This window comes from Glycomyces salinus (genome assembly GCF_016428645.1).
Lineage (GTDB): Bacteria > Actinomycetota > Actinomycetes > Mycobacteriales > Micromonosporaceae > Glycomyces > Glycomyces salinus.
In genome coordinates, this window is record NZ_JAELXW010000025.1 from 1 (window position 1) to 24,488 (window position 24,488).

Genomic DNA, 24,488 nt, shown 5'->3' on the forward strand with positions numbered 1-24,488 from the left:
GCCTCACGAGGTCAGCCGCCGGTTCCCAGCGGGGAGGGCAGGACGCGCACCGGCTCGCCGACGAGCGACCCGATGATCCACTCACCTTCGTGGGGAACGACGTTCGTGGCCGCCGGGTCGAGCCCCGAGTACCGCTCCGTGATGACGCCGTCCTCGCTCAGGGACAGGACGGAGCCGGTCAGCGGCTCGCCGAGTAGAACGTCCTCGGGGAGGCGCACGGCGATCTCACGCGCGAGCCGGCTGGGCAGGACGAAATCCTCCAGGACGTCGATGCGTCCGTAGACCGATAGGATCAGGCCGCCCCGCTCGTCGCGGCCGAATCCGTCGGAGATCCCCGGGAGGTCGTCGGCGAGGACGTCGCTGCTTCCGGCCTCGGGCCCGGCGATCCAATGGCGGCTGATGCGGAATCTGGTCGACTCGCCCACCAGGACGGCGGTCTCTTCGGCGTCGAGCACGACCCCGTTGGGGAAGTAGAGGTCGTCGGAGACGACCTCGGTGTCCTCGGTGGCGGGGTCGTAGGACAGCAGTCGCCCGAGCGGCCGTCCTTCGAGGAAGTCGTAGAGGGAGTACGAGGTCCGCTCCCCGAGAGTGGTGCTGTTGTACTTGCGGTTCGAGTCGGTGAAGTACACGACGCCGTCGGAGGCGATGTCGAGGTCGTTGGCGGCCAGCACCGGCTCGCCGCCGGCGGTGCCGGTCAGCAGCCGCACCTCTCCGCATGGCGAAACGGATTGGAGTCCGAGACCGTGGTTGGCGACGATGAGGTCGCCCGCGGCGTCGAATGCCAATCCGAGGGGCCTGCCGCCCACGTCGGCGTACTCCTCGCTCGCGCCGGTGGCGGGGTCGATGCGGACGATCAGGCCGTCGATCGTTCCGGTGTAGACCATGCCCGTCCGGTCGACCGCGATGTCCTCGGGGCCTGCGAGCGTCTCGGCCGACAGATCGCTCACCGAGGCGCCGATGTCGATGCCCTCGACGTGGTCGGCCCGCTCCGGCGACCAGGTTCGCGGTTCGAACGGCTCGACCGGCGGCGAAACGATGAGCAGGAACGCGCCGACGGCCACGACCGGCAGGAGGAGCACCGCGGCCGCGGTGCTCGCAATGATCTTCCGGGCCCGGCGCCGGGTCTTCGCACCGGTCCGGTGCCGCGCCCGATCCGGCGCGTCCGCGGCCGGACCGTCCGCCTCGCTCATGCCCGCACCTCACGTTCGGTCGGTCCCGGCCGGGCGAGGGTGATCGCCGCGGCCGCGCATGCCAGGGCCGTGAGGACGGTGAGCAGGCCCTCATCGATCGCTTCGCGCGCGACGTAGGAGAACACGGCGGTCGTGATGACTCCGGCCGCGAATCCGAAGGAGACGGCGAGGGCGGGGCGGGCGATCCGCCGCGGCAGCACCGCCGAGACCACGAGCGCCGCGCACAGGATGAGATCGGGCACGAAGAACAAGTGGTCGAGCCGCCAGTGGTCGGCGGCTATGAGGAGCGCGAAGGTCGGCAGGCTGACGGCGAAGGCCAGGGCTCGGGCGACGGCGAGGATCATGCCCGCGCCTCCCGGCGGCCGCCGGCGAACCGGTGCGCCGCCAGCCCGGTCAGGATCACGATGCACGTGAGGTCGAATACGGTGCTGAACAGCGCGAGATCGCCTCGCAGCTCGGGATCGGGCAGGATGAGCGCGAGGAAGGTGGCCTTGGTGGTGATCGCGGCGGCGGCCGCGGCAATCCTGGCCGGCGGGAAGAACGCGGCCCACACCAGTGCGGCGCCGAGCACGAGTTGCAGCATGCCGCGGTGTTGCAGGAGCGCGACCTCCATCGGCCCGGAGTCGGTGACCTGGTAGGTCACTTCGAGCGCATAGGTGTCGATGAGGGCGAGGGCCGGGGTGGCGGTGATGGCGCCCATGAGGATGAGCGCGATCCGGATCGTCAGTTCGAGGCGGCGGGGTGGCGGCATGGGAGCCCACTTTCGTCAGTAGTCCTGACGATCAGGATAGCTGACGAAAGTGATCGGGGCGAACGGGTTCGTTCAGCAGTCGGGTCTGCGCTCGGCGAACAACTCCTTCAGCAGCTCGTTGAGCAGGCGCTGCCGTTCGGCCGACAGGGGCGAGACGAACTCGGCCTCGGCCTCGGCCAGCAGAGCGGCCGCCTCGTCGAAGGCCGACCTTCCCTCGTCGGTGGCGACCACCGCCTGCTTGCGGCGGTCGCCGGAGTCGCTGCGGCGCTCGACCAGACCGAGGTCCTCGAGGCGGTCGACGACGCCGACCATCGTCGTCCGGTCCAGACCGCTCGAGACCACCAGTTCGCGCTGCGAACGGCCCCCGGAGTCGACGACGATGCCGAGCACGCGCAGCTCCCTGCCGCGCAGGCCGAGCGGCCGGAGGGTGCGCTCGATGACGCGTCCGGCGCCGATGCCGAGCCGGTGCAGCAGGAAGCCGGTCGCGTCGCCGAACCTCTCCTCAGAGTTCACGGTGGCCAAGCCTAGTCCTTGGTGAGCACGATCTTGCCGAAGTGGCCTCCGGCGTCCATGGTGCGGTGGGCGTCGCCCGCCTGGTCGAGGGGCACGCGGGTGGTGGCCACGGGCTTGATCCGGCCCTCGTCGATGACCGGCCAGACGTCCGCGAAGACCTCGCCGATGATCTGGCGGCGCTGCTCGATCGGGCGGCTGCGCAGCATGGTGCCGGTGATGCTCTGGCGCTTGGACATCAGGCGGGCCAGGTCGAGCTCGGCGGTGCGGCCCTTCTGGAGGCCGATGACGGTGAGGCGTCCGTCGACTCCAAGGGCCTTGAGGTTGTCGTCGAGGTAGGCCGCTCCGATGTGGTCGAGGACGGCCCTGGCGCCGCCCGCGGCCTGCATCTCGGCGGCGAAGTCGTCCTCACGGTAGTCCAGGACCCGGTCGGCGCCGAGTTCTTCGAGCCGCTCGGTGGACTCGGCGCGGGCGGTGGTCCAGACTTCGGCGCCGATGAGCTGCTTGGCGTACTGGATCGCGAAGGTGCCGACGCCTCCGGCGCCGCCGTGGATCAGCACCCTGGGCGCGAAGTCGGCCGTCTTCGGCCCGACGAGGTAGGAGAGGTTGGAGTGGACGGTCGCGGCGGCCTCGGGCAGCGCGGCCGCGTCGACCAGGTCGACGCCGTCGGGTTTGGGCAGCATCAGTCCGGCGTCGACGGCGACCAGTTCGGCGTAGCCGCCGCCGGGCAGCAGCGCGCACACTTCGGAGCCGACGAGGCTGGAGTCCTCGTCGCTGCCGACGGCGACGATCGTGCCGGAGACTTCGAGGCCGGGCCAGGCGGGGGCGCCCGGCGGGGGCGGATAGTGGCCGGCCACCTGGAGCAGGTCGGCGCGGTTGACACCGGCGGCGGCGACTTCTATGAGGACCTGCTCGGGGCTAGGCTCGGGATCGGGCACGTTGTCGGGGACCAACTGCCCGTCGGAGACGGTCATGGCAAGCATGAGGGGCATCCTAGGACAATCTCAAGTGCCCTCACTTGAGTGTCCAGGAAAGAGTCGGGCTTCGGGGTCTATGGTGACCGCGGCGTTGTTGACGGCGGTGGCGGCCTCGCCGAATCCGGTGGCGATGAGCTTGACCTTGCCCGGGTAGGCGGCGATGTCACCGGCGGCGAACACGCGCGGCAGCGTGGTGGCCATCGTGGAGTCGACCTGGATCGCGCGCTTGTCGATCTTCAGGCCCCAGTCGGTCATCGGCCCCAGGTCGGCGGTGAAGCCGAGGGCGGCCACGACCGTGTCGGCCGGGAGCCGCCGCGGCCGGTCCTCCCCCTTGACCTCGATGTCGACCTCGGTGACGCGTTCGCCGCCGTGGAGGCCGGTGACCTGCGCGTTGACGATGATCGGCACCCCGAGCCCGCGGACGCGGTCGATGCTTCCGGGATGGGCGCGGAACTTCTCGCGGCGGTGGACGAGGGTGACCGAGGCCGCGAGCGGATGCAGGGCCAGGGCCCAGTCGAAGGCCGAGTCGCCGCCGCCGACCACGACCACGTGATGTCCGGTGTGGGCCGCCAGCTCGGGCACGAAGTAGACCACACCCTCGCCTTCGAAGACGTCGGCGGCCGGGAGCGGCCGGGACGTGAAGCTGCCGATGCCGCCGGTGATGAGCACGGCGCCGCAGGCGACGCGGGTGCCGTCGTCGAATTCCAGGACCGGTGAGGAGTCGGTGTACTCGAGCTTCTCGGCGCGGCGTCCCAACAGGTACTGAGGTTCGTACTGGGCGGCCTGGCGCACCAGGTTCTCGACCAGGTCGCGGCCCTTGATCTCGGGGAAGCCGCCCACGTCGAAGATCATCTTCTCCGGGTACATGGCCGTGACCTGCCCGCCCGGTTCGGGCAGGGCGTCGGCGACCAGGGTCGACAGACCTCGGAACCCGGCGTAGTAGGCCGCGTAGAGCCCCGTGGGGCCGGCTCCGATGATGGCGAGGTCGACTGTCTTATCGGGCATTCGCTGTCACCGACTCCGTTGAGGGATACCTGACCCACATGGTAGCCACAGGTGCGGACGTTCGGGAGCGGCGCGGATGCTCCCTCGGCGGAACCGCCCTCACGCGGACCGGAACGGGCCGGCGACCTCGAAGGTGTAGCCGTCGCTGTTGCGGTCCTGACGGCCGCGCTGGGACGAGAAGTAGAGTCGGCGACCGGCCGGGTCGAAGGCCGGACCGGTGATCTCCGAGCCCGCGTGGCCGACCACCCGCAGGAACGCCGCTGCGGACCGGTCGGGGCCGAGCACGCAGATCTCCATGTTGTCGCCGTCTTCGGCGACGAACAGGTCCCCGGTGTCCTCGGAGACAGTCACGTTGTCGACCCCTCGGAGCGGGAAGCGCTCCTCATAGAGCTTCTCCAGCCGCTCGTCCTCGGCGTGGTAGGCCCATACCCGGTTGTCGCCCTTGGTGGTGAAGAAGCAGATCCCGTCCGCGTAGCAGCAGCCCTCGCCGCCGTCGAAGTCCTTCGCGTGCGGCACCTGGTCGCGGGTCTGCTCGCGGCGGGCCAGCGGGTCGGGGACGTCGGCCCATTCCAGGCCGGAGCCGTGCTCGGCCAGGACCTGGAGGGTTCCCGAGGACAGGTCGCCCCACGTGTCGGGCACGAACCGGTAGAAGCACCCCTTGGACTTGTCCTCGGTCAGGTAGACGACCTTCCTGTCGGGGTCGCAGGCGGCGGCCTCGTGCGCGAACCGGCCCATAGCGGGGCGGCGCTCGGCCTCGTCCTCGCCGTAGGGGTCGGTCTCGTAGACGAAGCCGCGGTCGATCTCCTCGCAGGAGAGCCAGGAGCGCCACGGGGTCGGCCCTCCGGCGCAGTTGCGGCGGGTGCCCTCCAAGATCGTGTAGGAGTCGACGATCGCCCCGCCGGAGTCGAACCGGATCGCCCCGGCGCCGCCGCCCGGGCCGTCGAGTTCGGAGTTGGAGACGTAGATCCAGCCGTCTCCGTCGGGGAAGCAGGCCCCGCCGTCGGGGGCGCCGTGCCAGCGGTGGCCGGTCTCGCCGACGGCCTTGCCGGTGCGGGCGACGGCGCGTGAGGTGAAGCCTTCAGGCAGCCGCAGGCCGTTGTCGTCGGCGGGGAGCATCCGACCGTAGCGGCTGGGCCGGGATTCGGTCGGGACGGCCAGTGACGACCGGGTCATGGTGAATCCCAGCGCCACCGAGCCGACGCCGATCACCGCTGCGCGGAAGATTTCACGTCGATCCATCGATGCGTTCCTTTGCCAACGTAGCTGCAGCTCATGAGTACCACACCGAGGCGCCGAAACGCCGCCACCGTTCCCGGTCCCGGCATCTAGCGGGGCGGGTCCAAGACCGCCAGCGCGGCGCCTGGCGCGACCTGGCCCCCCGCTTCGGCCAGGACCTTCAGGACCCGGCCCGCCTGCGGCGCGAGCACCGGAGTCTCCATCTTCATCGCCTCCAGCACGAACAGCGTCTGCCCCGCCTCCACGTCCTGGCCGGGCTCAACGGCGACCTTCCAGACCGCCGCCGCCAGCGGCGACTCGACGACCGCTCCCCCGGGCGGAGCCTCGATCGCCGAGGCTCCGGCCGCGGGCGGCTCGGCCTGCTGGCGGTCGAACTCGCCCGAGGCCTCCCAGGCGGCCCGCTCGGCGGCGAACGCCGCCGACTGCCGCGACTTGAACGCGGCGATCCCGGCCGCCTCCCGGTCCAGGAAGGCGCGGTAGTCGCCGTACCGGAACTCGCCGTCGACGATCTCGGGCGTGAACCGCCCGGCGGCCGACTCCGCCCGCAGCTCCCCCAGCTCCTCGGAGGAGACCGGATACCAACGGATCCGGTCGAAGAACCGCAGCAGCCACGGCTTGCCCGCCTCGAACGCGCCCCGCTGCCGGTGGGTGTTCCACACCTGCACCGTCCGGCCCACGAACTGGTAACCGCCGGGCCCCTCCATGCCGTAGACGCACAGGTACGCCCCGCCGATCCCGACCGCGTTCTGCGGAGTCCAGGTCCGGGCCGGGTTGTACTTGGTCGTCACCAGGCGGTGGCGCGGATCAAGCGGCGTGGCGACCGGAGCGCCGAGGTAGACGTCTCCGAGCCCGAGCACCATGTACTCGGCGTCGAACACGATCCGACGCACCGCGCCCACATCGTCCAGGCCGTTCATGCGCCGGATGAACTCGATGTTCCACGGGCACCAGGGCGCGTCGTCGCGCACACCGTTCATGTACCGGTCGATCGCCTCCCTGGTGGACGGGTCGTCCCACGACAGCGGCAACCGCACCTCGCGGCTGGGCACGACCAGCTCCGCCGTGGACGGCAGGTCCGCCTCGGTCTCCGCCAGGAGGTCGACGACCTCGCGCTGCCCGATGCGGTTCGCGTCGAAGTGGATCTGGAGGCTCCGCACACCGGGGGTGAGGTCGACCAGGTCCTCGCCGAGACGCGCGTCGACGGCCTCGGCGAGCGCGTGGACGCGCATCCGCAGCGCCAGGTCGAGGGTGTGAGGGCCGTATTCGACCAGGACGTTGTCGTCGCCGGAGCGCCGGTAGACGGCCTCGGGGCGGTCGTCCCCGGCCGGGAGCTCGGCGAGGACGGCGGGCACGTCGTCGACCCGCCCGAAGCGCACCGTGTCGCCGGGCCGTAGCTGGCCGAGACGCCAGCGCTCGGATGCGACCACCGTGGCCGGGCATACGAATCCGCCGAGGCTCGGCCCGTCGGGGCCGAGCAGGACGGGCATGTCGCCGGTGAAGTCGACCGCGCCGATCGCGTAGGCGTTGTCGTGGATGTTCGAGGGGTGGAGCCCGGCCTCGCCGCCGTCCTCACGGGCCCACCGGGGCCTGGGACCGATCAGGCGCACACCCGTTCGCGCGGAGTTGAAGTGGACCTCCCAGGCCGCGGAGTAGAACTCGGCCATGTCCTCGGGCGTGAAGAAGTCCGGGGCGGCGTGCGGTCCTTCGACGACCGGCAGCTCCCAGTCGTTGGAGAACCGGGGCCGCCGCGATTCGGGCACCCGTCCGCGCCATTCGGGTTCGGTTTCACCGACCGGATCGGCCGGGCGCAGCACGTCCGCTGTCCGTAGCGCCGCGCCGGTGGTTCCCCCGATTTGCCCCAGCGTGAAGGTCGCGGCCGATCCCAGGTATGCCGGGGCGTCCAATCCACCTCGGAACAGCACGTAGGTCCGCAGGCCGGTCTCCTCGGGCGCGGACACCGACAGCTCCCCCCCGGCCCGGACCGTCACCGCCTCCCATTGCGGCACCGGAGCGCCGTCCACGGTCACCTCGGCGGGGGCGCCGGTCACGCACACCGTCGTCTCGGCGCCGAACCGCAGCCGCGGCCCCTGGGCGACGCACTCCAGTCCGGGCGCCCCCTCGGGATTGCCCAGGGCCAGGTTGCCCAGCCGGAAGGAGCGGTCGTCCATCGGGCCGGACGGGGGCAGGCCGACCTGCCAGTACCCCACGCGTCCCGGCCAGTCCTGGATCGTCGTCTGGGTGCCGCCGGAGAGCACGTCGATGCGCGGGCGCGGATCGGCCACGTCGGCGAGCGTCGCGGTGGTGTGCCGGGCCTCGGTGAAACCCTCGCAGGCCAGTGCGGCGGCGAGTTGGCCCTGGTTGGTCTCGACGCCCGCGATCTCGAGCTCGGCGAGTGCGCGCGAGGCCGAGTCGATCGCCGCGCGCCGGTCCGGGCCGTGCGCGATGAGCTTGGCGATCATGGGGTCGTAGTGCGGTCCGATCTCGGTGCCCGGTTCGATCCAGGTGTCGATCCGGATCCGCTCGGGCAGGCGCAGGTGCGTGACGATGCCGGTGGAGGGCCGGTGGTGCTCGCTGGGGTCTTCGGCGTAGAGGCGGGTCTGGATGGCGTGACCGCTCGGCTCCAGCAAATACCTCATCATCGATATATCTTCTTTTGCGAGTCGGATCATCCACTCGACCAGGTCGATGCCGAACACGGCCTCGGTGACCGGGTGCTCCACCTGGAGCCGCGTATTGACCTCCAGGAACGACACCTCGTCGCGCTCGGTGTCGTAGAGGAACTCCACGGTCCCGGCCGAGCGGTATCCCACCGAGGCGCACAGACGCCTGGCGGCCTCGTGCATGGACCGCCGCAGGCGCGCGGGGAGGTCCGGCGCCGGGGCCTCCTCGATCACCTTCTGGTTCCGGCGCTGCAGCGAGCAGTCGCGGTCCCCGATGACGGCGACCTCGCCGCGCCCGTCGCCGAAGACCTGGGCCTCGACGTGCCGGGCGCGCCGAACCTGCCGCTCCAGGAACAGCCCGGCGTGGCCGAACCCGGTCTCGGCCACCCGCCGCACCCCGTCCCACGCCTCGCGCAGCTCCTCGGGGTTCGCGGCGGGCCGCATGCCGATCCCGCCGCCGCCCCCGGTGGCCTTGAGCATGACCGGGTAGCCGATGCGGTCGGCCTCGGCCAGGGCCGCTTCGAGGCCCGCGAGCAGGCCGGTGCCGAGCATGAGCGGGACCCCGGCGTCCTCGGCCGCGGCGCGTGCGGTGTGCTTGGCGCCGAACAGCTCCAGGTGTTCGGGGGAGGGACCGACGAAGGCGAGGCCCGCCGCCTCGACCGCCTCGGCGAAGGCGGCGTTCTCGGACAGGAAGCCGTAGCCGGGGTGGATCGCCCCGGCCCCGGTCGCGGCGGCGGCCTCGAGGACGGCCTCGGTCCGCAGGTAGGAGTCGGCCGGCGCGGGGCCGCCGATGCGGACGGCCCGGTCGGCGGCGTCGACGTGGGCCGAGCCTCGGTCGGCGTCGGAGTACACGGCGACGGTCTCCAGGCCCATGCGTTTGGCGGTGGCGATCACGCGCACGGCGATCTCGCCGCGGTTGGCCACCAGGAGCGTGCCGAAGGTCAAGCCCGCCCACCGCCCTCGGTGGCGCGGTCCGCCGCGGTCACGACCGCTTTGACCGGTGTGGGGTCGAAGGCGTTGCAGGGGTTGTTGATCTGGGGGCAGTTGGAGATCAGCGCGATCAGGTCCCGCTCGGCGCGCATGGTCACCTGGAGACCGGGCGCGGAGAGGCCGTCGACGATGCCCAGGCATCCGTCGTCCTCGACCGGCACGTTCATGAACCAGTTGACGTTGCCGGTCAAGTCGCGTTTGCCCAGGCCCCAGCGGGCTCCTTCGTGGAGGAAGTTCTCGACGCATGCGTGCTGGCCCCAGGCCTGGTGGCCGTAGCGGAGGGTGTTGGACTCCTTGGAGCAGGCGCCGCCGATGGTGTCGTGGCGGCCGCAGTCGTCGGCGGTGACGGTCGCCATCGGACGGTGCTCGACGTCGCGCAGGACCGAGCCGGTGGTCAGGAACAGCGCCCCGGCCGCGGCGACGGTGTTCTGGGCGCTGTAGCGCAGGTCGGTGTCGGCGGCGTCGTAGAGGAGGAAGTCGACGGCCTGGTTGCCGCCGAGGTCGACGATCGACAGGAACTGCCCGGCTCGTACGAGGCCGGACCAGGGCGCGCGTGCGGGTACGACGGTTTCGCTGACGGTCTCGGCGCTCATGCTGCGGCTCCCAGGAACTCGGCGGTGTTGGACAGGGCGCGGCGGATCTCCGGTGTGGATTCCCACAGCGGGTCGTCGGGGGCGGTGGGCCGGTCCTTCCAGGCGAGGACGCGCAGGCTGGAGACCGTGTAGTCCTCCCTCGGATCCAGCGGGTGCGGGGTGTTGGCGAGCATGACCAGCAAAGGGGCCTCGGCCCGGATGCGGACCCTCGCCCCGGCCCCGGCCCCGCCGGTCCACCGGAGGCGGCCGTCGGGGTCGGCCTTGACGCCCTTGAACAGGCTCACCGTCGGCGGGAGGTCGCGGGGGGCCAGGTCGTTCTTGGCGGCGGCGAGTTTGAGCAGTTCGCGGGCGGCCGGAGTGGCCGACCAGGGCTCGCCGTCGCCGAAGCGCTCGCGGTTCTGCTCGGCGGTGGCGGCACCGCAGAAGGTGTCGTGGCGGCCGGACTCGTCGAGGTCGAGACTGGCCAGCGCGCGCCCCTGGTCGCTGAGGAGGAGCGCCCCGGCGCCGAGGTAGGCGTTCCACTGGACCTTGACGGTGTCGGCCACGCAGAGCCGTTCCCAGGGGCGCCCGGCCCAGAACAGGGCGAGCTGGGCACAGGACTCGCCTTCGAGGTCGGTCAGTTCGACGACGGCGCCGGGGGCGAGGACCTTGTGCGCGTACCCGCCTCCGGCGACGGTCTCGGCCCAGACGAGCCGTTGGCCCTCCGGGTGGTCCGTGGTGTCCGGGAAGGTGTCGGCCGGGACCCAGGACCGGTCGGCGACGGTGGCGGCGGACTCTTGGGCGCGCGCGTGGTCGCGGGCGGCGTAGGTGGTGGCGGTTGCCGAGTCCTCGGGCGTGTCGGCCTGTGCGCTAGCTGATCCGGTCACGTCGACCTCCGCTCGATCGAATTTCTATCATTTGATAGAAACTACCGTCGAAAGCGTTCGGCGGCGTGAATCCCTGGTTTCGGGCCGGTTTCGACCCCGGCCCGCCTTCCGCGGCGCCGTCGGTGAGCCCCACCCACGCATGAATGTAAAATATTCTTGACATGATGTCAGATCTGTTTTACTCTTGGAGCATGAACCAGCTTCGACACACGGAGGTCGCGCCGTCATGAGCGGTAGTCCCGAATCCCCCGGCGAGCCCGCCCTGCCGTACGGCGAGCGCTACACGTGGGGCTATCTCGCCACGGCGGTCGTGGTGATCTCGGCATATGTCGTGTACATGCTCGTCCAGTTGGCGGACACACCGGTCGACGAGATCGGCTTCCAGAAGCCGCTGCTCGTCGCCATCGGCGCCTCCATCGTCCTCAACATGTTCTTCGCCCCGCAGCCCCGCAAGGGCCGGGACCGCCGCGACGAGCGGGACACCCTCATCGCCCGGCACGGCGAGCGCATCGGCTTCATGGTCTTGGCGATCGCGTTCCTCGGCCCGTTCACCCTGGTGATGTTCGAGGTCTCCTACTTCTGGATCGCCAACGCGATCTATCTTGCCTACTGCCTGTCGGCGATAGTCGAGTCCGTGGTCAAGATCGTGGGCTACCGGCGGGGATTCTAAGGCATCGACGAGGATACATACTGTGGCCAAACGGACGAAAGTCACCAACAACATCCGGGCGCTTCGCTTCGCCAACGGCGAGATGACCCAGGCGCAGCTCGCGGACCGCATCGACGTCACCCGCCAGACGGTCATCGCGATCGAGCAGGGCCGCTACTCCCCCTCGCTGGAGATGGCCTTCCAGATCGCCAGGGTCTTCAAAGTCCCGCTCGACGAGGTCTTCGGATACGACGAGTCTATAGGGGACTGACCAGCGACGAAGCGGCCGTCCGAGGACCGCCGGCCCTTCACCCCCGCATCTGCAACCGAGGAGCCCCCATGAAAGCCATCGTCCAAGACATATACGGACCGCCCGAAGTGCTGCGGACCGACGAGGTCGACCGCCCGGCGGCCCGCTCCGGTGAAGTCCTCGTCCAGGTCGAGGCGGCCGGGCTCGGCCCCGAGGTCTGGCACCTGGTCGCCGGGATGCCGCGCGTCGTCCGGCTCGGCACCGGCCTCGGGCGGCCACGGCACCCGGTCGCCGGCCGCGACCTGGCCGGCCGCGTGGTCGAGGTCGGCGAGGGCGTCACCGAATTCGGTGTCGGGGACGCCGTGTTCGGGACCGGATGGGGCACCTTCGCCGAATACGCCCGCGCCCCCGTCTCCCGCCTCGCCCGCAAGCCCGACCGGGTCGGCTTCGCCGCGGCGGGGGCGGCGCCCGTCTCCGGCCTGACGGCCCTCCAGGCGCTGCGGGACAAGGCGAGGATCGGCCCCGGCGACCGCGTCGCCGTCATCGGCGCCGGAGGCGGCGTGGGCACCTTCGCCGTCCAGATCGCGAAGATCATGGGCGCCGAGGTCACCGGCGTGTGCGGCACGGATAAGACCGATCTGGTCCGATCCCTGGGCGCCGACCACGTCGTCGACTACCCGCGCGAGGACTTCACCGCCACCCCCGACCCGTACGACGCCATCGTCGACACCGCCGGGCACCGGTCGGTGCGGGCGCTGCGCAGGGCCCTCGCGCCGCGGGGAACCCTGGTCATCGTCGGGTCGGAGACCGGCGGCCAGTGGCTCGGCGGCCTCCAGCGGTCCATGGGCTCCGCGCTGCTCGCGCCGCTCACCGGTCACCGGATGCCGCTGTTCCTCTCCACGGAGGAGCGGGCCGACCTCGAGGCGCTGGCGGAATACATGGCCGACGGCCGGCTCTCGCCGGTCATCGGCCGGTCCTACCCGCTCGAAGAGGTGCCCGAGGCGCTGCGGCGCTGGGCCGAGGGGCACGCCCGCGGCAAGACCGTCATCACGATCGGGACCGGCGAGTGAGCGCGGGCCCGAGTCAGTCCTCGGCGCCGACCGCGACCCGCTCCGACTCAGCGGCAGCCGGTACCGGCGCCTGTGCGGCGGCCCTGGCCGGGCGGAGCGCGGCGGTGACCGCGTAGGCGACCAGTCCGGCGGCGACGGCGATGAAGGTCGGCCACCCGTCGAAGGCGGCCGTGACGGTGTCGTTGTCGAGGTAGAGCAGGTCGTTGGGCGCGCCGTAGATCGTCGGGGTCACCGCGAACAGGGCCAGTCGCATCCCGGTGCCGACCGCCATCGCCACGGCGGCGGCGTGGGCGCCGCCGCGCTTCCACCAGTGGCCGAGGATGAACGGCACCGCCAGCCCCGCGAGCATGAGGTCGAAGGCGAGCGTCAGCAGGATGCCGGTCTGCGGGACCCGCACGGCCATCAGGATCGACAGGAGCACGATCGGGAACATGGCCCAGCGGCTCGCCCGCAGGAGTGGATCGCGGCCGGCGCCGAAGATCCGCAAGCCCGGCAGCTTGCCGTCCTCGGTGTTCTTGATCCCGGCGATGTTGCGGGCCACCACCGCCCCGGTGCCGAGGATGGCGCCGTTGGCCGTTGAGCAGGAGGCGGCCACGATCGCGGCCAGGACCGCCATCGCCAGCGCGGTCGGGGCGTGCTCGTCGAGCAGGGTGAACAGGACCGCTTCGCCGCCGCCTTCGGCCCCGACGATGTCGACCGCCGACAGGGCGACGTAGGTGAAGGGGATGCCGACCAAGAGGGTCCCGGCGGCGCCGAGGAAACAGGCGCGGCGGGCCGTGTTCGGGTTCTTGGCCGCGAAGATGCGCTGCATGAAGTCGATGGCGACGATGTCGCCGACGCCGAGGGCGATGAGGGCGGCCCAGTTGATCGGCCCGCCTCCGGCGGTGGTGGTGAGCTGGTCGAGGTCGAAGGCGCCCATGCCCTCGGGCACGGAGATGCCGTGGGTGGCGGCGACCCAGATGAACAGGGCGGCGGTGGCGACCAGGGTGATGGCCATCTGGGCGGCGGCGGTGTAGGCGTCGGCGAACATGCCGCCGGCGACGGTGTAGGTGAGGACGACGGCCACGATGAGGAGGACTCCTATCGTGTAGTCGATGCCGAGGAAGTGCTCGAACAGGAAGCCTCCGGCCACTAGGTTGCCGGCCAGGAGGACAACGTAGGCGATGACCATCAGGACCGAGGAGGCGACCTCGATCGGGCGGCCGTAGCGGCGGGCGTACCAGTCGGGCAGGGTCAGCAGCTTGGCGGCGTTCATCGGGCGGGCGAAGAAGATGCCGGTGAGCACCAGGCACAGGGCGAGGCCGATGGGCAGGCTGGCCCCGGCCCAGAAGCCGAAGCCGTAGGCGAGGTCGGTATTGCCGAGGGTGGCGTTGGAGTCGACGGCCTGGGCCATGAGCCCGGCGGCGACGAGCGGCAGGCCGAGGGTGCGGCCCGCGACGAGGTAGCGTCCGGAGTCGCCGTCGACCTTGCGGGAGACCGCCAGTCCGATGGCCAGGACGATGAGGATCGAGAGTCCCACACCGAGGAGTATCATCTGGAACCTTCCGGGAGCTGATTTCTATCGAATGACAGAAATTAACCTTCCGAGAGTTTCGATCGATCGATAGAATTTATTTCGTTCATATGAACGTCTCCGCACGGCCGAAACCGATCGGTACGGGCCGTCTCCGAGCCGTCCCGATTCCCCGCGCTGCATTAGAATTGGCCGCGCACCGCGACAGGAAGGCGTGACCGGACCCGATGGCAGCCAAGGAGCGCATGATCGAACACCCCCGCAGGGCGAGGCCCGCCGCGACGGCGGACGAGCCCGAGCCCGGGGAGGCGGCACCGGTCCGCCGCCGGGTCGGTCGACCGCGCGCCGCGCCGGCCGACGGCGAAGGGGAGCCGCGCGAGCAGCTTTTGGCCGCGGCCGCCGAACTGTTCACCGCCCAGGGCTACACCGCCACCTCGACCCGGGCCATCGCCGCGCGGGCGGGCATGCGCCAGGCGAGCATGTACTATCACTTCTCGTCCAAAGAGGAGCTGCTGCGCACGCTGCTGGAGACCACGGTCGCCCCCTCCCTCGAATTCGCCGAGTGGGCCCTGACCGAGCGCAGGGCGATGGCCGAGGCCCGGCTGTGGGCCCTGGTCCGCATCGACGCCGCGCAGTTGGCGGGGGCCGAGCACAATCTCGGCGCTCTCTACCTGCTGCCGGAGGTGCGCCGGGACGAGTTCGCCTCCTTCCGCGACATGCGGCGGCGCTTGCGGGAGACCTACCGGGAGCTGCTGTCGCTGACCGCGATCGGCGCCCAGTGCTCCCCCGACGACCTCAATCAGCGCTCGCGGCTGATCTTCGGCCTGGTCGAGGGCGTCATCCTGGCCCGCCAGGACCGGGCCGTGGTCTCCGACCCGGTGTGCTTCTCGGTCGACGTCGCCGACGGGGCCATGCGCCTGGCCGAGGCCGGCGACATCACCGGGGCCCGCGAGCAGGGCAAGCGGCTGTGCGCCGAGTGGCTGGGCCGCTCGGCGCGCTACGGCGGGCCGCAAGGGCGCGCCTCGGCCGCCCCCCCGAGGGGGCGTTGAGTTGGCACGGACCGCGCTGATCACGGGCATCACCGGCCAGGACGGCTCGTACCTGGCCGAGCTGCTGCTGGCCAAGGGCTACGAGGTGCACGGGATCGTCCGGCACACCTCGTCGCTGATCGCCAACACCACGCGCCTCGACGACGTCTACCAGGACCCGCACGAGTCGGGACGCCGCCTCTTCCTGCACAAGGGCGACGTGACCGACGCCGGGCTGCTGGTCAACCTCATCCGCGACATCCGGCCCGACGAGATCTACAACCTGGCCGCCCAGAGCCACGTGCGCGTCAGCTTCGACCTGCCCGACTACACCGCCAACGTCGCCGCCCTCGGCGCGATCCGACTGCTGGAGGCGGTCCGGGCCTCGGGGATCGACACCCGCTACTACCAGGCTTCCACTTCGGAGATGTTCGGGCTGACCGCGCCGCCGCAGAACGAGGCCGCGCCGTTCCATCCCCGCAGCCCCTACGGGACGGCCAAGCTGTACGCGCACTGGTCGACGGTCAACTACCGGGAGTCCTACGGGATGTTCGCCGTCAGCGGCATCGCGTTCAACCACGAGAGCCCGCGACGCGGCGAGACGTTCGTGACCCGCAAGATCACGCGGGCCGTCGCCCGGATCGCGGCCGGGATCGAGAAGAAGGTCTACCTGGGCAACCTCGACGCCGTGCGCGACTGGGGCTACGCGCCCGAGTACGTCGAGGCGATGTGGCGGATGCTCCAGGGCGCCGAACCGGTCGACTACGTGATCGCCACCGGCCGGGCCGCGACCGTCCGCGAGTTCGCCGAGGCCGCGTTCTCCCACGCCGGGCTCGACTGGCGCGACCACGTCGAACACGACGAGCGCTACGAGCGGCCCGCCGAGGTGCCCGTGCTGATCGGCGACCCGACCGAGATCGAGCGCCGGATCGGCTGGAGGGCCGAGGTGCACTGGGATGAACTGGCGCGCGTCATGGTCGACGCCGACCGCGAGGCGCTGCGGGCGCCGTAGCGCGTCTCCGAACGGCGGTGATCGGGTTCGCGCCCGCGGGCGGCTGGCTACCATCGCGGGCATGAACGAACTGAGCGCACCGATCAGACTCAACGACGGCGTCGTCATGCCCCGCATCGGCTACGGCACCTACAAGGTCGGCGACGACGAGTCCCAGCGGACCGTCGAGACCGCCCTGGAGCTGGGCTACCGCCTGGTCGACACCGCCGAGATGTACGGCAACGAGGTCGGCGTCGGCCGCGCCGTCGCCGCCTCCGGCATCCCGCGCGACGAGGTCTTCCTGACCAGCAAGGTCTGGAACGACCACCACGGCCGCGACGCGGCCCGCCGGGCCCTCGAGCAGTCGCTGGAGCGGTTGGGCGTCGACTACCTGGATCTCTACCTGATCCACTGGCCCTCGCCGAAGCAGGGCCTCTACACCGAGACGTTCCAGGCGATCCTCGACGCGAAGGAGGAGGGGCTGGTCCGCTCCGCGGGCGTGTCGAACTTCCTGCCCGAGCACCTCGAGCGGGTCCGCTCCGAGACCGGCGTGTGGCCCTCGGTCAACCAGATCGAGCTGCACCCGTACTTCAATCAGGCCGACGTGCGGGCCTGGCACGCCGAGCACGGGATCGTCACCGAGTCGTGGGGGCCGCTGGGGCAGCGAACCGGTTCGCTCCTGGCCGAGGAGCCGGTGGCCGCCGCTGCCGCCGCGCACGGCAAGTCGCCGGCGCAGGTGGTCATCCGCTGGCACCTCCAGCGCGGCTGCGCGGTGATCCCCAAGTCCGCACGCGCCGAGCGCATCGCCGAGAACCTGGAGGTGTTCGACTTCGAGCTCACCGGCGAGGAGCTGACCGCGATCGACGGTCTGCACACCGGCCGCCGCCAGGGGATCGACCCCGGCGGCCACGAGCGGTAGCGGATCGTGCCTCAGGCGGTGAGGTCGAGGCCGTCGGCGAGTGCCTCGACCGCCCCGATCACGTCGGGTCCGGCGCCCAGGACGAAGTCGTTGTGGCCCTCGGCCTCGACCTCGACGGCGGTGACCCGCCTGCCGGCCTCCTCGGCGGCGGCGGCGACCTCCAGGCTCTGCTCGGCGGACACGACCTCGTCGTCGGCGGCGTAGACGACCACGACCGGGCCGCTCCCCCGCTCCAGGTGCTCGACCACCGGGTAGCGGTCGCGCAGCAGCAGGTCGACCGGCAGGAGCGGGTAGTGCTCGCTCCCGGCCGCGGCCAGGCTGGTGAACGGCGAGCGGAACACCAGACCGGCCGGGCCGGTCTCGGCGTCGAGGCGGGCGGCCACGCCGGAGCCGAGGCTCTCTCCGAACAGGATGATCCTGTCGGCCTCGAAGTCCTCGCGGAGCAGGTCCCAGGCGGCCAGGGCGTCCTGGTGGAGCCCGTCCTCGGTCGGTGAGCCGGGGTTGCCGCCGTAGCCGCGGTAGTCGACCAGCAGCGCGGTGAATCCGGCTCCGGCCAGGCTACGGCCGAGTTCGGCCCGGCCGCCGCGGTTCCCGGCGTTGCCGGGCAGAACCATCACGGCCGCCTCGCGGTCGGCCCCGGTGGGCGGGAACCGCCAGGCGGTCAGTTCGAGTCCGTCGCCGGTGCGCAGCGCCGCTTCCTCGGCGTCGGCGGGCGGTTCGGGGTCCGAAATGTCGGGGTGGTAGATCAGGGCGCGCTGGCCGAGCCAGGCCGCCACCAGGACCAGCACCCAGGCGAGCACGACGACGAGTGCTACGCGCACGATCCAGGCCCACGGCATGACCGCATTATGCCGGTAACTCGGGCCCGAGCGCGACCCTCGCGCCGGTACTGGTGTGACGAGCGATACCGCTTATTCGAATTGGCAACGACTGTCCGGACGGACGTAGAATGCGTTATCGTGCGCGGCGCGCACCTCCGAAGTCCATTGCGGTCGGTCAGCGGACGACTTCGGGCGCCGGCTCTCTCCTGCCACACCCTAAGGAAGGCGCTGCATGAGCGTGGACCAAAAATCCTCCGAGACCCCCGAATCGCCCCCCGAGACCTCGGGATCGTCCGGCTGGGGCATGTCGCGGACGAGCAAGCTAGTCATCGTCATCCTCCTCATCGCCTCGTTCGTCATGATCCTCAACGAGACCGTGATGAGCGTGGCGCTGCCGACCCTCATGGAGGAGTTCACGGTCAGCGCCCCGACGGCGCAGTGGCTGACGACCGGGTTCATGCTGACCATGGCGGTGGTCATCCCGGCCACCGGCCTGATCCTCCAGCGGTTCACCACCCGCGCGGTGTTCATCGCGGCGATGTCGCTGTTCACCGCCGGAACGGCGCTCGCGGCCGCCTCCTCGGTCTTCGGCATGCTCATCGCCGCCCGCGTGGTCCAGGCCAGCGGCACCGCCGTGATGCTGCCGCTGCTGATCACCACCGTGCTGACGTACGTCCCCGCCGACCGGCGCGGCCGCGTCATGAGCCTGATCACCATCGTCATCTCGGTGGCTCCGGCCGTCGGGCCGACCTTCTCGGGCTTCGTGCTGAACTCGCTGAGCTGGCGGTGGATGTTCCTGTCGGTCCTGCCGATCGCGCTGCTGGCGCTCGTCGTCGGCGGATCGATGGTGAAGAACCTCGGCGAGACCAAGGCGGTCAAGTTCGACGTGCTCTCGATCGTGCTCTCGGCGCTCGCCTTCGGCGGCCTGATCTATGGTCTCAGCAGCCTCGGGGAGGCCGCCGAGGCCGGGGCGCCCGTGCCGCCGGCGGTGCCGCTCGCGGCCGGGACGGTCTCGCTGGCCCTGTTCGTGTGGCGGCAGATCCTCCTCCAGCGCACCGGTTCGCCGCTGATGGACCTGCGGACCTTCCGCAACCGCGACTTCCTCGTCGGCGTCGTCATGCTGCTGCTGGCCATGGGCACCCTCTTCGGCGCCCTCATCCTGCTGCCGCTCTACCTCCAGAACGTGCTGGGGAAGACCACGTTGGAGACCGGTCTGGTGCTGCTGCCCGGCGGCTTGGCCATGGGGCTGAGCGCGCCGGTCATCGGGAGGCTGTTCGACCGATACGGGCCCCGGCCGCTGGTCATTCCGGGCACGTTCGCGATCGCGATCTCGCTGGGCATGCTGACGCAGCTCGGCGAGTCGACCTCGACCGGGCAGGTCGTGGTCTCGCACCTGCTGCTCATGGTCGGCCTCGGCATGGCCATGACGCCGCTGATGACCTCCGCGCTGGGTTCGCTCGAGCAGGATCTGTACTCGCACGGCTCGGCGATCGTCAACACGCTTCAGCAGATCGCCGGGGCCGCGGGCACCGCCCTGTTCGTGACGCTCATGACCAGCGCGACCGCCGCGAACATCGAGAGCGGGATGGCTCCGGTGGCGGCCGAGGCCGAGGGCATCAGCGGCGCGCTGCTGTGGGGCGCGGGCCTGGGCGTCCTGGCCGTGGCCGCCTCGTTCCTGGTCAGGCGGCCCCCGACCGAATCGGCGCCCGAAGGGGCCCCGGCGCACTGAACTCACGCCGGGGCCGTCGGATTCTGACCCGCGGTCCCGGCTAGAAGGCCACTTCCCAGGTGACGATCTCCTGGAGTCCGTTCGGACTGAACTTCCTTCCGCTCTCCTTCTCGGTCACTTCACTGGCCGGAGTGAAGAACACCTTGAACTCGGCGGTCTGGGCGGGTACTTCGAAGATCACCGTCGTCAACTGCCAGCCGTTCTCCTCAGGTTCGTCCTGGACCCAGTCGAACGGCTCGAAGAATTGAGAACCGTCAGAAACGGCCACCGCCCGCCGCACATCGAGTGTCCAGGTCACTTCTTCGAAGACTTCTTCGCCACCGCACCACCAGAACTCGACTTCAAGGAATGCGGAACCCTCCGGTGCCCACCCTTGATCCGGCAACCACATCGAGCGCTCAACGGTGGCCCAATCGTCCCGGCATGAGACCGTCCACGACGTTCCGCCGTTCCACAACTCGACATCCCAGAACTCCCAGCCCTCGGTCGTCACGGACGAGATGCCAGGGTCCCCGTAATAGCCCTCGACCGGATCGATATGGGCACCGGTGCGAAGGTCGATTCCCTGGGCGCGGCCTTGGTCCTCGACCCACAGGACGGTTTCCGCTCCAGCGGGCACGGCGACGGCGAGGTAGTCTCCGCGTATCGGCAGGGCGTCCAGGTCGATCCTTCGGCCGTCGGCCTCTATCCACGGCTCCAGACCCTCGCCGCCGGCGTCCATCTCATGGGCCGGCTTGAACGCCAATTGGTTGATCAACAGCTCGGCGCCTTCTAGGAGCGCCGGCAGTTCGGCGAGCTGCTCGATTTCGGCGGCAACGTGGTCGGGCACCTCCGTGCCCCCGAAATGGCACCGCATCGAAAGGGAGAAGTTCGGGCCCACGAGATCGGCCCCGGGTGCTAGAAACGGGCCATCGTCTTCCTCCTGACACCAGGTCGTCTTGGAATGGCCGGTGAAGACTTCGTAGAGGCCGGTCCTCTCCAGGGGCTCGATCTCGGCGCAGGCCGCAAGGCTCATGGCCAACGCAGCGAGAGGGACGAGAAGTCTTCTGGCAGGGGAATTCTGCGAGCGGGGCACGCACGGACCCTAGGCGAACACGCCACGTCACGCCTCAGTAGACCGATCAGCCGATACCGTGCCGAACGGCCCACAGGGCCGCCTGGGTGCGGTCGGCGGCGCCTATACGCCGCAGCAGGTTGGTCACGTGGGTCTTGACCGTCTTCTCCGAGACGCCCAGGGCCCGGGAGATCTGGCGGTTGGTCTGGCCGCGCGCGATCAGGCCCAGCACTTGGCGTTCGCGCGGAGTCAGCGTCGGCTGGGCCGAGCCGGTGCTGCCGGTCATCAGGCCGCGCATCGCCGCGGGCGACAGGAGGGTCTGGCCGGCGTGGACGGTGCGGATCGCCGAGGCCAGGGCGTCGGGGTCGATGTCCTTGTAGACGAACCCGGACGCGCCGGCCTCGATCGCGGCCGGGACGCGTTCGGCGTCGGTGGCCGAGGTCAGGACCAGGATGCTCGGCGCGTCGTCGTCGGGCAGGTCGAGGCGTTCGAGCACGCCCTGGCCGTCGAGGCCGGGCATCTTGAGGTCGAGCAGGACCACGTCGGGTACGTGTTCGGCTATCGCTGCCAGCGCTTCGTCGCCGTCTCCGGCCTCGGCGACGACGGTCAGGTCGTCCTCGAGTTCGAGGTAGGCGCGCAGCCCCTGGCGGACCACCGGGTGGTCGTCGACCAGCAGGAGTCGAATCGGATCACTCACTGATCAGCTCCATGGTGATGACGGTGCCCTCGCCGGGGGCGGTGGCGACTTCGAGGCGGCCGCCGAGGGCCTCGGCCCGCTCGCTCATCGACAGCATCCCGAGCCCGCGTGTGGCGGCCTCGTCGGCGTCGAAGCCCTTGCCGTCGTCGGCGATCACGATCCGTTCACCTTCGACGGTCAGTTCCACATGCCGGGCCTCGGCGTGCCGGAGCGCGTTGCGCAGGGCCTCCTGGACCAGGCGCAGGACCTCGACTTCGCAGTCCTTGGACAGGTCTACGGGAGCCTTCAATGTGAACTTCACTTCGGTGTCGTGGAGGCGGTCCAGGAGCGCGACGTGGCGGCGCAGCGTCTCGACCAGCCCGTGGGTGTCCAGGTCGGCCGGTCGAAGCTCCACGATGACCCCGCGGAGCTCGGTGATCGCCTCGGCCGCGAGGTTCTCGACCTCGGCGATGCGGTCGGCGGCCGCGGACGGGTCGGTGTCGACCAGTTTCGCCGCCGCCCTGGTGGACAGCCGCAGCGAGAACAGCCGCTGCATGACCGCGTCGTGGAGCTCGCGCGCGAGCCGGTTGCGCTCCTCTACGACGGTCAGCTCGCGGCTGCGCTCGTAGAGCCGGGCGTTGGTCAGCGCGATCGCCGCGTGCGAGGCCAGCAGCTCGATCAACTCGACGTCCCGGTCGGAGAACTCGGGGCCGCCGAGGTCGTTGGTGAGCACCACGATCCCCATGTTCTGCCCGCGCTCGCGGATCGGGACGCCCAGCAGCGCGGCCATTTTCGGGTGGGCCTTGGGCCACCACTGGTAGCGAGGGTCGCGGCGCAAGTCGGGCAGGCGGATCGGTTCGGTCTCGGCGAGGATCGCCGCGAGCATGCCGTGCTGGCGCGGCAGCGGCCCGATCTCCAGGCGCTGCTCCTCGCTGATGCCGTCGGTGATGAACTCGGCGAATCCGCCGGTGTCGTCGGGGATGCCGATGGCCGCGTAGTCGGCGCCGACCAGCCGCCGCGCCGAGGCGACGATCACCTCCAGCACCTGCGCGACGGACAGGTGCCTGGTGATGGCGCCGGCGGCGGCGGACACCTCGTGCATCAGCAGGGTGCAGTCGTCTGACGAAGCGGTCACGCCTCCAACTTAGTCGAATTCGCGGCCCGCGCACTCGGGCGCTGGTCTTAGGACCCCCGGAGTACGACCGTCCAGACCTCAGCCCGATGTGCCGGACCGGTCGCGGCCATAGCTTCGAAGGCATGAACACCGAAGCAACACGAACCGCAATCATCACCGGCGCATCGGCCGGGCTCGGCAAGGCGCTCGCCGAGCGGCTGGCGTCCGACGGGTGGCGTCTCATCCTGACCGCTCGCGGCGCCGAGCGCCTGGCCGAGGTCGCCGAAGCGCTCGGGGCGGAATACCTGGCCGGGGACATCGCCTACCATCCGGAGCACCGCGAACAGCTGATCGCGCTGGCCGACGGACGCCTGGACCTGCTGGTCAACAACGCCTCGACCCTGGGCGAGCTGCCGATGCCGAGGCTGGCCGAGGCCGACCTCGGCGCCTGGCCGGAGGTATTCGAGCTGAACATGCGCGCCCCGATCCACCTGGTGCAGCTGGCACTCCCGACACTGCGGGAACGCCGGGGCGCGATCGTGAACATCACTTCCGACGCGGCCACCGGTCCGTACCCGACCTGGGGCGCCTACGGCGCTTCGAAGGCCGCCCTCGACCAGTTGTCGAACGTGCTGGCCGCCGAGGAGCCGGACGTGAAGGTGTGGGCGGTCGACCCCGGTGAGATGAGCACCGCGATGCTCGCCGCCGCGGTCGGCGCAGAAGAGGCCGGACAGGCCGACCCGCCAGAGAGGGCCGCCGAGGGGATCGCCCGGATCGTCGCGGCCCGTCCCGAAAGCGGCCGCCTGGAGGCCGCGAGTTTCAGAGAGGGCGCGGCACTATGAGCACCACGCTGACTTCCCCGTTCGCATTCGCGTTGGACGCCGCGTTGGAGGCCGACCGGCCCGCCGAGGCACACGGATGGACCGCTTCGAGGTCCGACGTGCGGCTGCTGGTGAGCGATCGTGACACCGGGGCGATAACGCACCACCGGTTCGCCGACCTGCCGTCGCTGGTGCGGCCCGGTGACCTGCTGGTCGTCAACAACTCGGCGACCATGCCGGCTTCGGTGCCGACCAAGCACGGCTGGCGCCTGCACTTCTCCTCGACCAGGCCGGACGGCTCTTGGCTGGTGGAGCTGCGGGACGGCCCGAACCCGTATCTGGGCGACGTGCCGGGCCGCGCGGTCCACCTGCCCGGCGGGGTGAAGCTGCACTTGGAGGAACGGTTCGGCAAGCGGCTGTGGGTGACGCGGCCGCTGCTCGATTCGGTCCCGGACTACTTGGAGCGGCACGGCAAGCCGATCAGGTACTCGTACGTCGACCGGGACTGGCCGATCGAGACCTACCAGACGGTGTTCGCCACCGTCCCGGGCTCGGCCGAGATGCCGAGCGCGGCGAGGCCGTTCACGGCACAGATCGTGACGCGGCTGGTCTCGGCCGGGGTCGGGATCGCCCCGATCACCCTGCACACCGGGGTGGCGTCGCTGGAGAGCGACGAGGACCCGTACCCGGAGTGGTTCGAGGTCGGCGCCTACACCGCGAGGGCGGTGAACGCGACCCGTGAGGCCGGGGGCCGAGTGATCGCGGTGGGCACCACGGTGGTGCGGGCACTTGAGAGCGCGGTCGACAACGGCCGGGCGGTACCGGCGTCGGGCCACACGAGCCGGATCATCTCCCCCACCGAACCGCCGGAACTGGTGGACGGCCTGCTGACAGGCTTTCACGAGCCGCGCTCGACGCACCTGTCCATGCTGGAGGCGATCAGCGACACCGAGCTGCTGCGCGAATCCTACGAGGCCGCGATCGAGCACCGCTACCTGTGGCATGAATTCGGAGACGTCCACCTGATCGCCTGAGCCCCGACCAGGAAACCCACCCCTGCACCCCGAAGCCCGCC

24 protein-coding genes are annotated in these 24,488 nt (G+C 70.7%); 9 read left to right on the forward strand and 15 right to left on the reverse strand.

Going from position 1 to position 24,488, the window contains the following annotated elements:
- Positions 1-11 precede the first annotated feature (11 nt).
- From JFB92_RS09775 to JFB92_RS09820, 10 genes are all read right to left on the reverse strand, one after another.
- Positions 12-1,190, reverse strand: a complete 1,179-nt coding sequence (locus tag JFB92_RS09775; RefSeq protein ID WP_199037549.1) for an SMP-30/gluconolactonase/LRE family protein — start codon at positions 1,188-1,190, stop codon at positions 12-14.
- Positions 1,187-1,534, reverse strand: a complete 348-nt coding sequence (locus tag JFB92_RS09780; protein WP_199037551.1) for a hypothetical protein — start codon at positions 1,532-1,534, stop codon at positions 1,187-1,189. The genes JFB92_RS09775 and JFB92_RS09780 overlap by 4 nt, the downstream gene beginning before the upstream one ends.
- On the reverse strand, positions 1,531-1,941 hold the full coding sequence (locus JFB92_RS09785) for a hypothetical protein (protein WP_199037569.1): 411 nt from the start codon (positions 1,939-1,941) through the stop codon (positions 1,531-1,533). Before JFB92_RS09785 ends, JFB92_RS09780 begins: the two co-directional genes overlap by 4 nt.
- Before the next feature lie 72 nt (positions 1,942-2,013).
- Complete coding sequence (locus JFB92_RS09790) at positions 2,014-2,454, reverse strand: MarR family winged helix-turn-helix transcriptional regulator (RefSeq protein WP_199037576.1); 441 nt, start codon at positions 2,452-2,454, stop codon at positions 2,014-2,016.
- A gap of 11 nt (positions 2,455-2,465) precedes the next feature.
- Positions 2,466-3,434 (reverse strand): NAD(P)H-quinone oxidoreductase, encoded by a 969-nt coding sequence (locus JFB92_RS09795; RefSeq protein ID WP_233162832.1) that lies wholly within the window; start codon positions 3,432-3,434, stop codon positions 2,466-2,468.
- 21 nt (positions 3,435-3,455) lie between these two features.
- Complete coding sequence (locus JFB92_RS09800; RefSeq protein WP_199037580.1) at positions 3,456-4,433, reverse strand: NAD(P)/FAD-dependent oxidoreductase; 978 nt, start codon at positions 4,431-4,433, stop codon at positions 3,456-3,458.
- Positions 4,434-4,532: 99 nt separating this feature from the next.
- A complete protein-coding gene (locus JFB92_RS09805) occupies positions 4,533-5,672 on the reverse strand; it encodes an alkaline phosphatase PhoX (protein WP_199037582.1) in 1,140 nt (379 codons plus the stop codon).
- Between the two features lie 86 nt (positions 5,673-5,758).
- Positions 5,759-9,274 (reverse strand): 5-oxoprolinase/urea amidolyase family protein, encoded by a 3,516-nt coding sequence (locus JFB92_RS09810; RefSeq protein ID WP_233162834.1) that lies wholly within the window; start codon positions 9,272-9,274, stop codon positions 5,759-5,761.
- Positions 9,271-9,912, reverse strand: a complete 642-nt coding sequence (locus tag JFB92_RS09815; protein WP_199037584.1) for an urea amidolyase associated protein UAAP2 — start codon at positions 9,910-9,912, stop codon at positions 9,271-9,273. The genes JFB92_RS09810 and JFB92_RS09815 overlap by 4 nt, the downstream gene beginning before the upstream one ends.
- Complete coding sequence (locus JFB92_RS09820) at positions 9,909-10,778, reverse strand: urea amidolyase associated protein UAAP1 (RefSeq protein ID WP_199037586.1); 870 nt, start codon at positions 10,776-10,778, stop codon at positions 9,909-9,911. The genes JFB92_RS09815 and JFB92_RS09820 overlap by 4 nt, the downstream gene beginning before the upstream one ends.
- A 226-nt stretch (positions 10,779-11,004) precedes the next feature.
- On the opposite strand from JFB92_RS09820, the gene JFB92_RS09825 reads away from it, so the two are divergent.
- From JFB92_RS09825 to JFB92_RS09835, 3 genes are all read left to right on the forward strand, one after another.
- On the forward strand, positions 11,005-11,448 hold the full coding sequence (locus tag JFB92_RS09825) for a hypothetical protein (RefSeq protein ID WP_199037588.1): 444 nt from the start codon (positions 11,005-11,007) through the stop codon (positions 11,446-11,448).
- A gap of 22 nt (positions 11,449-11,470) precedes the next feature.
- Positions 11,471-11,698 (forward strand): helix-turn-helix transcriptional regulator, encoded by a 228-nt coding sequence (locus JFB92_RS09830; protein ID WP_199037590.1) that lies wholly within the window; start codon positions 11,471-11,473, stop codon positions 11,696-11,698.
- A gap of 68 nt (positions 11,699-11,766) precedes the next feature.
- The gene (locus tag JFB92_RS09835; protein ID WP_199037592.1) at positions 11,767-12,747 is read left to right on the forward strand and encodes an NAD(P)-dependent alcohol dehydrogenase; all 981 of its coding nucleotides are present in this window, start codon (positions 11,767-11,769) and stop codon (positions 12,745-12,747) included.
- 13 nt (positions 12,748-12,760) lie between these two features.
- On the opposite strand, the gene JFB92_RS09840 is transcribed toward JFB92_RS09835, so the two are convergent.
- The gene (locus tag JFB92_RS09840) at positions 12,761-14,266 is read right to left on the reverse strand and encodes a high affinity choline transporter 1 (protein ID WP_199037594.1); all 1,506 of its coding nucleotides are present in this window, start codon (positions 14,264-14,266) and stop codon (positions 12,761-12,763) included.
- Positions 14,267-14,505: 239 nt separating this feature from the next.
- On the opposite strand from JFB92_RS09840, the gene JFB92_RS09845 reads away from it, so the two are divergent.
- From JFB92_RS09845 to JFB92_RS09855, 3 genes are all read left to right on the forward strand, one after another.
- Positions 14,506-15,309, forward strand: a complete 804-nt coding sequence (locus tag JFB92_RS09845) for a TetR/AcrR family transcriptional regulator (RefSeq protein ID WP_199037596.1) — start codon at positions 14,506-14,508, stop codon at positions 15,307-15,309.
- A 1-nt stretch (position 15,310) separates the two neighbouring features.
- Positions 15,311-16,300 carry a GDP-mannose 4,6-dehydratase gene (gmd, locus tag JFB92_RS09850; RefSeq protein WP_199037598.1) on the forward strand — a complete coding sequence of 330 codons (990 nt, stop codon included), beginning with the start codon at positions 15,311-15,313 and terminating at the stop codon, positions 16,298-16,300.
- A gap of 61 nt (positions 16,301-16,361) precedes the next feature.
- The gene (locus tag JFB92_RS09855; protein ID WP_233162836.1) at positions 16,362-17,198 is read left to right on the forward strand and encodes an aldo/keto reductase; all 837 of its coding nucleotides are present in this window, start codon (positions 16,362-16,364) and stop codon (positions 17,196-17,198) included.
- 11 nt (positions 17,199-17,209) lie between these two features.
- Here the strand turns inward: JFB92_RS09855 and JFB92_RS09860 are convergent, their stop codons facing one another.
- Positions 17,210-18,037 carry an alpha/beta hydrolase gene (locus JFB92_RS09860; RefSeq protein WP_199037599.1) on the reverse strand — a complete coding sequence of 276 codons (828 nt, stop codon included), beginning with the start codon at positions 18,035-18,037 and terminating at the stop codon, positions 17,210-17,212.
- A gap of 214 nt (positions 18,038-18,251) precedes the next feature.
- On the opposite strand from JFB92_RS09860, the gene JFB92_RS09865 reads away from it, so the two are divergent.
- Complete coding sequence (locus tag JFB92_RS09865; RefSeq protein ID WP_233162837.1) at positions 18,252-19,748, forward strand: MDR family MFS transporter; 1,497 nt, start codon at positions 18,252-18,254, stop codon at positions 19,746-19,748.
- 40 nt (positions 19,749-19,788) lie between these two features.
- Here the strand turns inward: JFB92_RS09865 and JFB92_RS09870 are convergent, their stop codons facing one another.
- From JFB92_RS09870 to JFB92_RS09880, 3 genes are read right to left on the reverse strand one after another with little or no spacing between them, the layout of a single operon-like run.
- On the reverse strand, positions 19,789-20,823 hold the full coding sequence (locus JFB92_RS09870) for a hypothetical protein (protein ID WP_199037601.1): 1,035 nt from the start codon (positions 20,821-20,823) through the stop codon (positions 19,789-19,791).
- A gap of 46 nt (positions 20,824-20,869) precedes the next feature.
- Positions 20,870-21,499 (reverse strand): response regulator, encoded by a 630-nt coding sequence (locus JFB92_RS09875; protein ID WP_199037603.1) that lies wholly within the window; start codon positions 21,497-21,499, stop codon positions 20,870-20,872.
- The gene (locus JFB92_RS09880; RefSeq protein WP_199037644.1) at positions 21,492-22,580 is read right to left on the reverse strand and encodes a GAF domain-containing sensor histidine kinase; all 1,089 of its coding nucleotides are present in this window, start codon (positions 22,578-22,580) and stop codon (positions 21,492-21,494) included. The genes JFB92_RS09875 and JFB92_RS09880 overlap by 8 nt, the downstream gene beginning before the upstream one ends.
- A gap of 155 nt (positions 22,581-22,735) precedes the next feature.
- On the opposite strand from JFB92_RS09880, the gene JFB92_RS09885 reads away from it, so the two are divergent.
- The gene (locus JFB92_RS09885; RefSeq protein ID WP_199037605.1) at positions 22,736-23,434 is read left to right on the forward strand and encodes an SDR family NAD(P)-dependent oxidoreductase; all 699 of its coding nucleotides are present in this window, start codon (positions 22,736-22,738) and stop codon (positions 23,432-23,434) included.
- The gene (locus JFB92_RS09890) at positions 23,431-24,447 is read left to right on the forward strand and encodes an S-adenosylmethionine:tRNA ribosyltransferase-isomerase (RefSeq protein ID WP_199037607.1); all 1,017 of its coding nucleotides are present in this window, start codon (positions 23,431-23,433) and stop codon (positions 24,445-24,447) included. The genes JFB92_RS09885 and JFB92_RS09890 overlap by 4 nt, the downstream gene beginning before the upstream one ends.
- The last annotated feature ends 41 nt before the right edge of the window (positions 24,448-24,488 follow it).

Coding starts and splice junctions, on each gene's coding strand:
- JFB92_RS09775 (WP_199037549.1), bottom strand. CDS start 1,190: ATGAGCGAGGCGGACGGTCCGGCCGCGGACGCGCCGGATCGGGCGCGG.
- JFB92_RS09780 (WP_199037551.1), bottom strand. CDS start 1,534: ATGATCCTCGCCGTCGCCCGAGCCCTGGCCTTCGCCGTCAGCCTGCCG.
- JFB92_RS09785 (WP_199037569.1), bottom strand. CDS start 1,941: ATGCCGCCACCCCGCCGCCTCGAACTGACGATCCGGATCGCGCTCATC.
- JFB92_RS09795 (WP_233162832.1), bottom strand. CDS start 3,434: ATGCTTGCCATGACCGTCTCCGACGGGCAGTTGGTCCCCGACAACGTG.
- JFB92_RS09800 (WP_199037580.1), bottom strand. CDS start 4,433: ATGCCCGATAAGACAGTCGACCTCGCCATCATCGGAGCCGGCCCCACG.
- JFB92_RS09805 (WP_199037582.1), bottom strand. CDS start 5,672: ATGGATCGACGTGAAATCTTCCGCGCAGCGGTGATCGGCGTCGGCTCG.
- JFB92_RS09815 (WP_199037584.1), bottom strand. CDS start 9,912: ATGAGCGCCGAGACCGTCAGCGAAACCGTCGTACCCGCACGCGCGCCC.
- JFB92_RS09825 (WP_199037588.1), top strand. CDS start 11,005: ATGAGCGGTAGTCCCGAATCCCCCGGCGAGCCCGCCCTGCCGTACGGC.
- JFB92_RS09835 (WP_199037592.1), top strand. CDS start 11,767: ATGAAAGCCATCGTCCAAGACATATACGGACCGCCCGAAGTGCTGCGG.
- JFB92_RS09845 (WP_199037596.1), top strand. CDS start 14,506: ATGATCGAACACCCCCGCAGGGCGAGGCCCGCCGCGACGGCGGACGAG.
- JFB92_RS09855 (WP_233162836.1), top strand. CDS start 16,362: ATGAACGAACTGAGCGCACCGATCAGACTCAACGACGGCGTCGTCATG.
- JFB92_RS09860 (WP_199037599.1), bottom strand. CDS start 18,037: ATGCCGTGGGCCTGGATCGTGCGCGTAGCACTCGTCGTCGTGCTCGCC.
- JFB92_RS09865 (WP_233162837.1), top strand. CDS start 18,252: ATGAGCGTGGACCAAAAATCCTCCGAGACCCCCGAATCGCCCCCCGAG.
- JFB92_RS09880 (WP_199037644.1), bottom strand. CDS start 22,580: ATGCACGAGGTGTCCGCCGCCGCCGGCGCCATCACCAGGCACCTGTCC.
- JFB92_RS09885 (WP_199037605.1), top strand. CDS start 22,736: ATGAACACCGAAGCAACACGAACCGCAATCATCACCGGCGCATCGGCC.
- JFB92_RS09890 (WP_199037607.1), top strand. CDS start 23,431: ATGAGCACCACGCTGACTTCCCCGTTCGCATTCGCGTTGGACGCCGCG.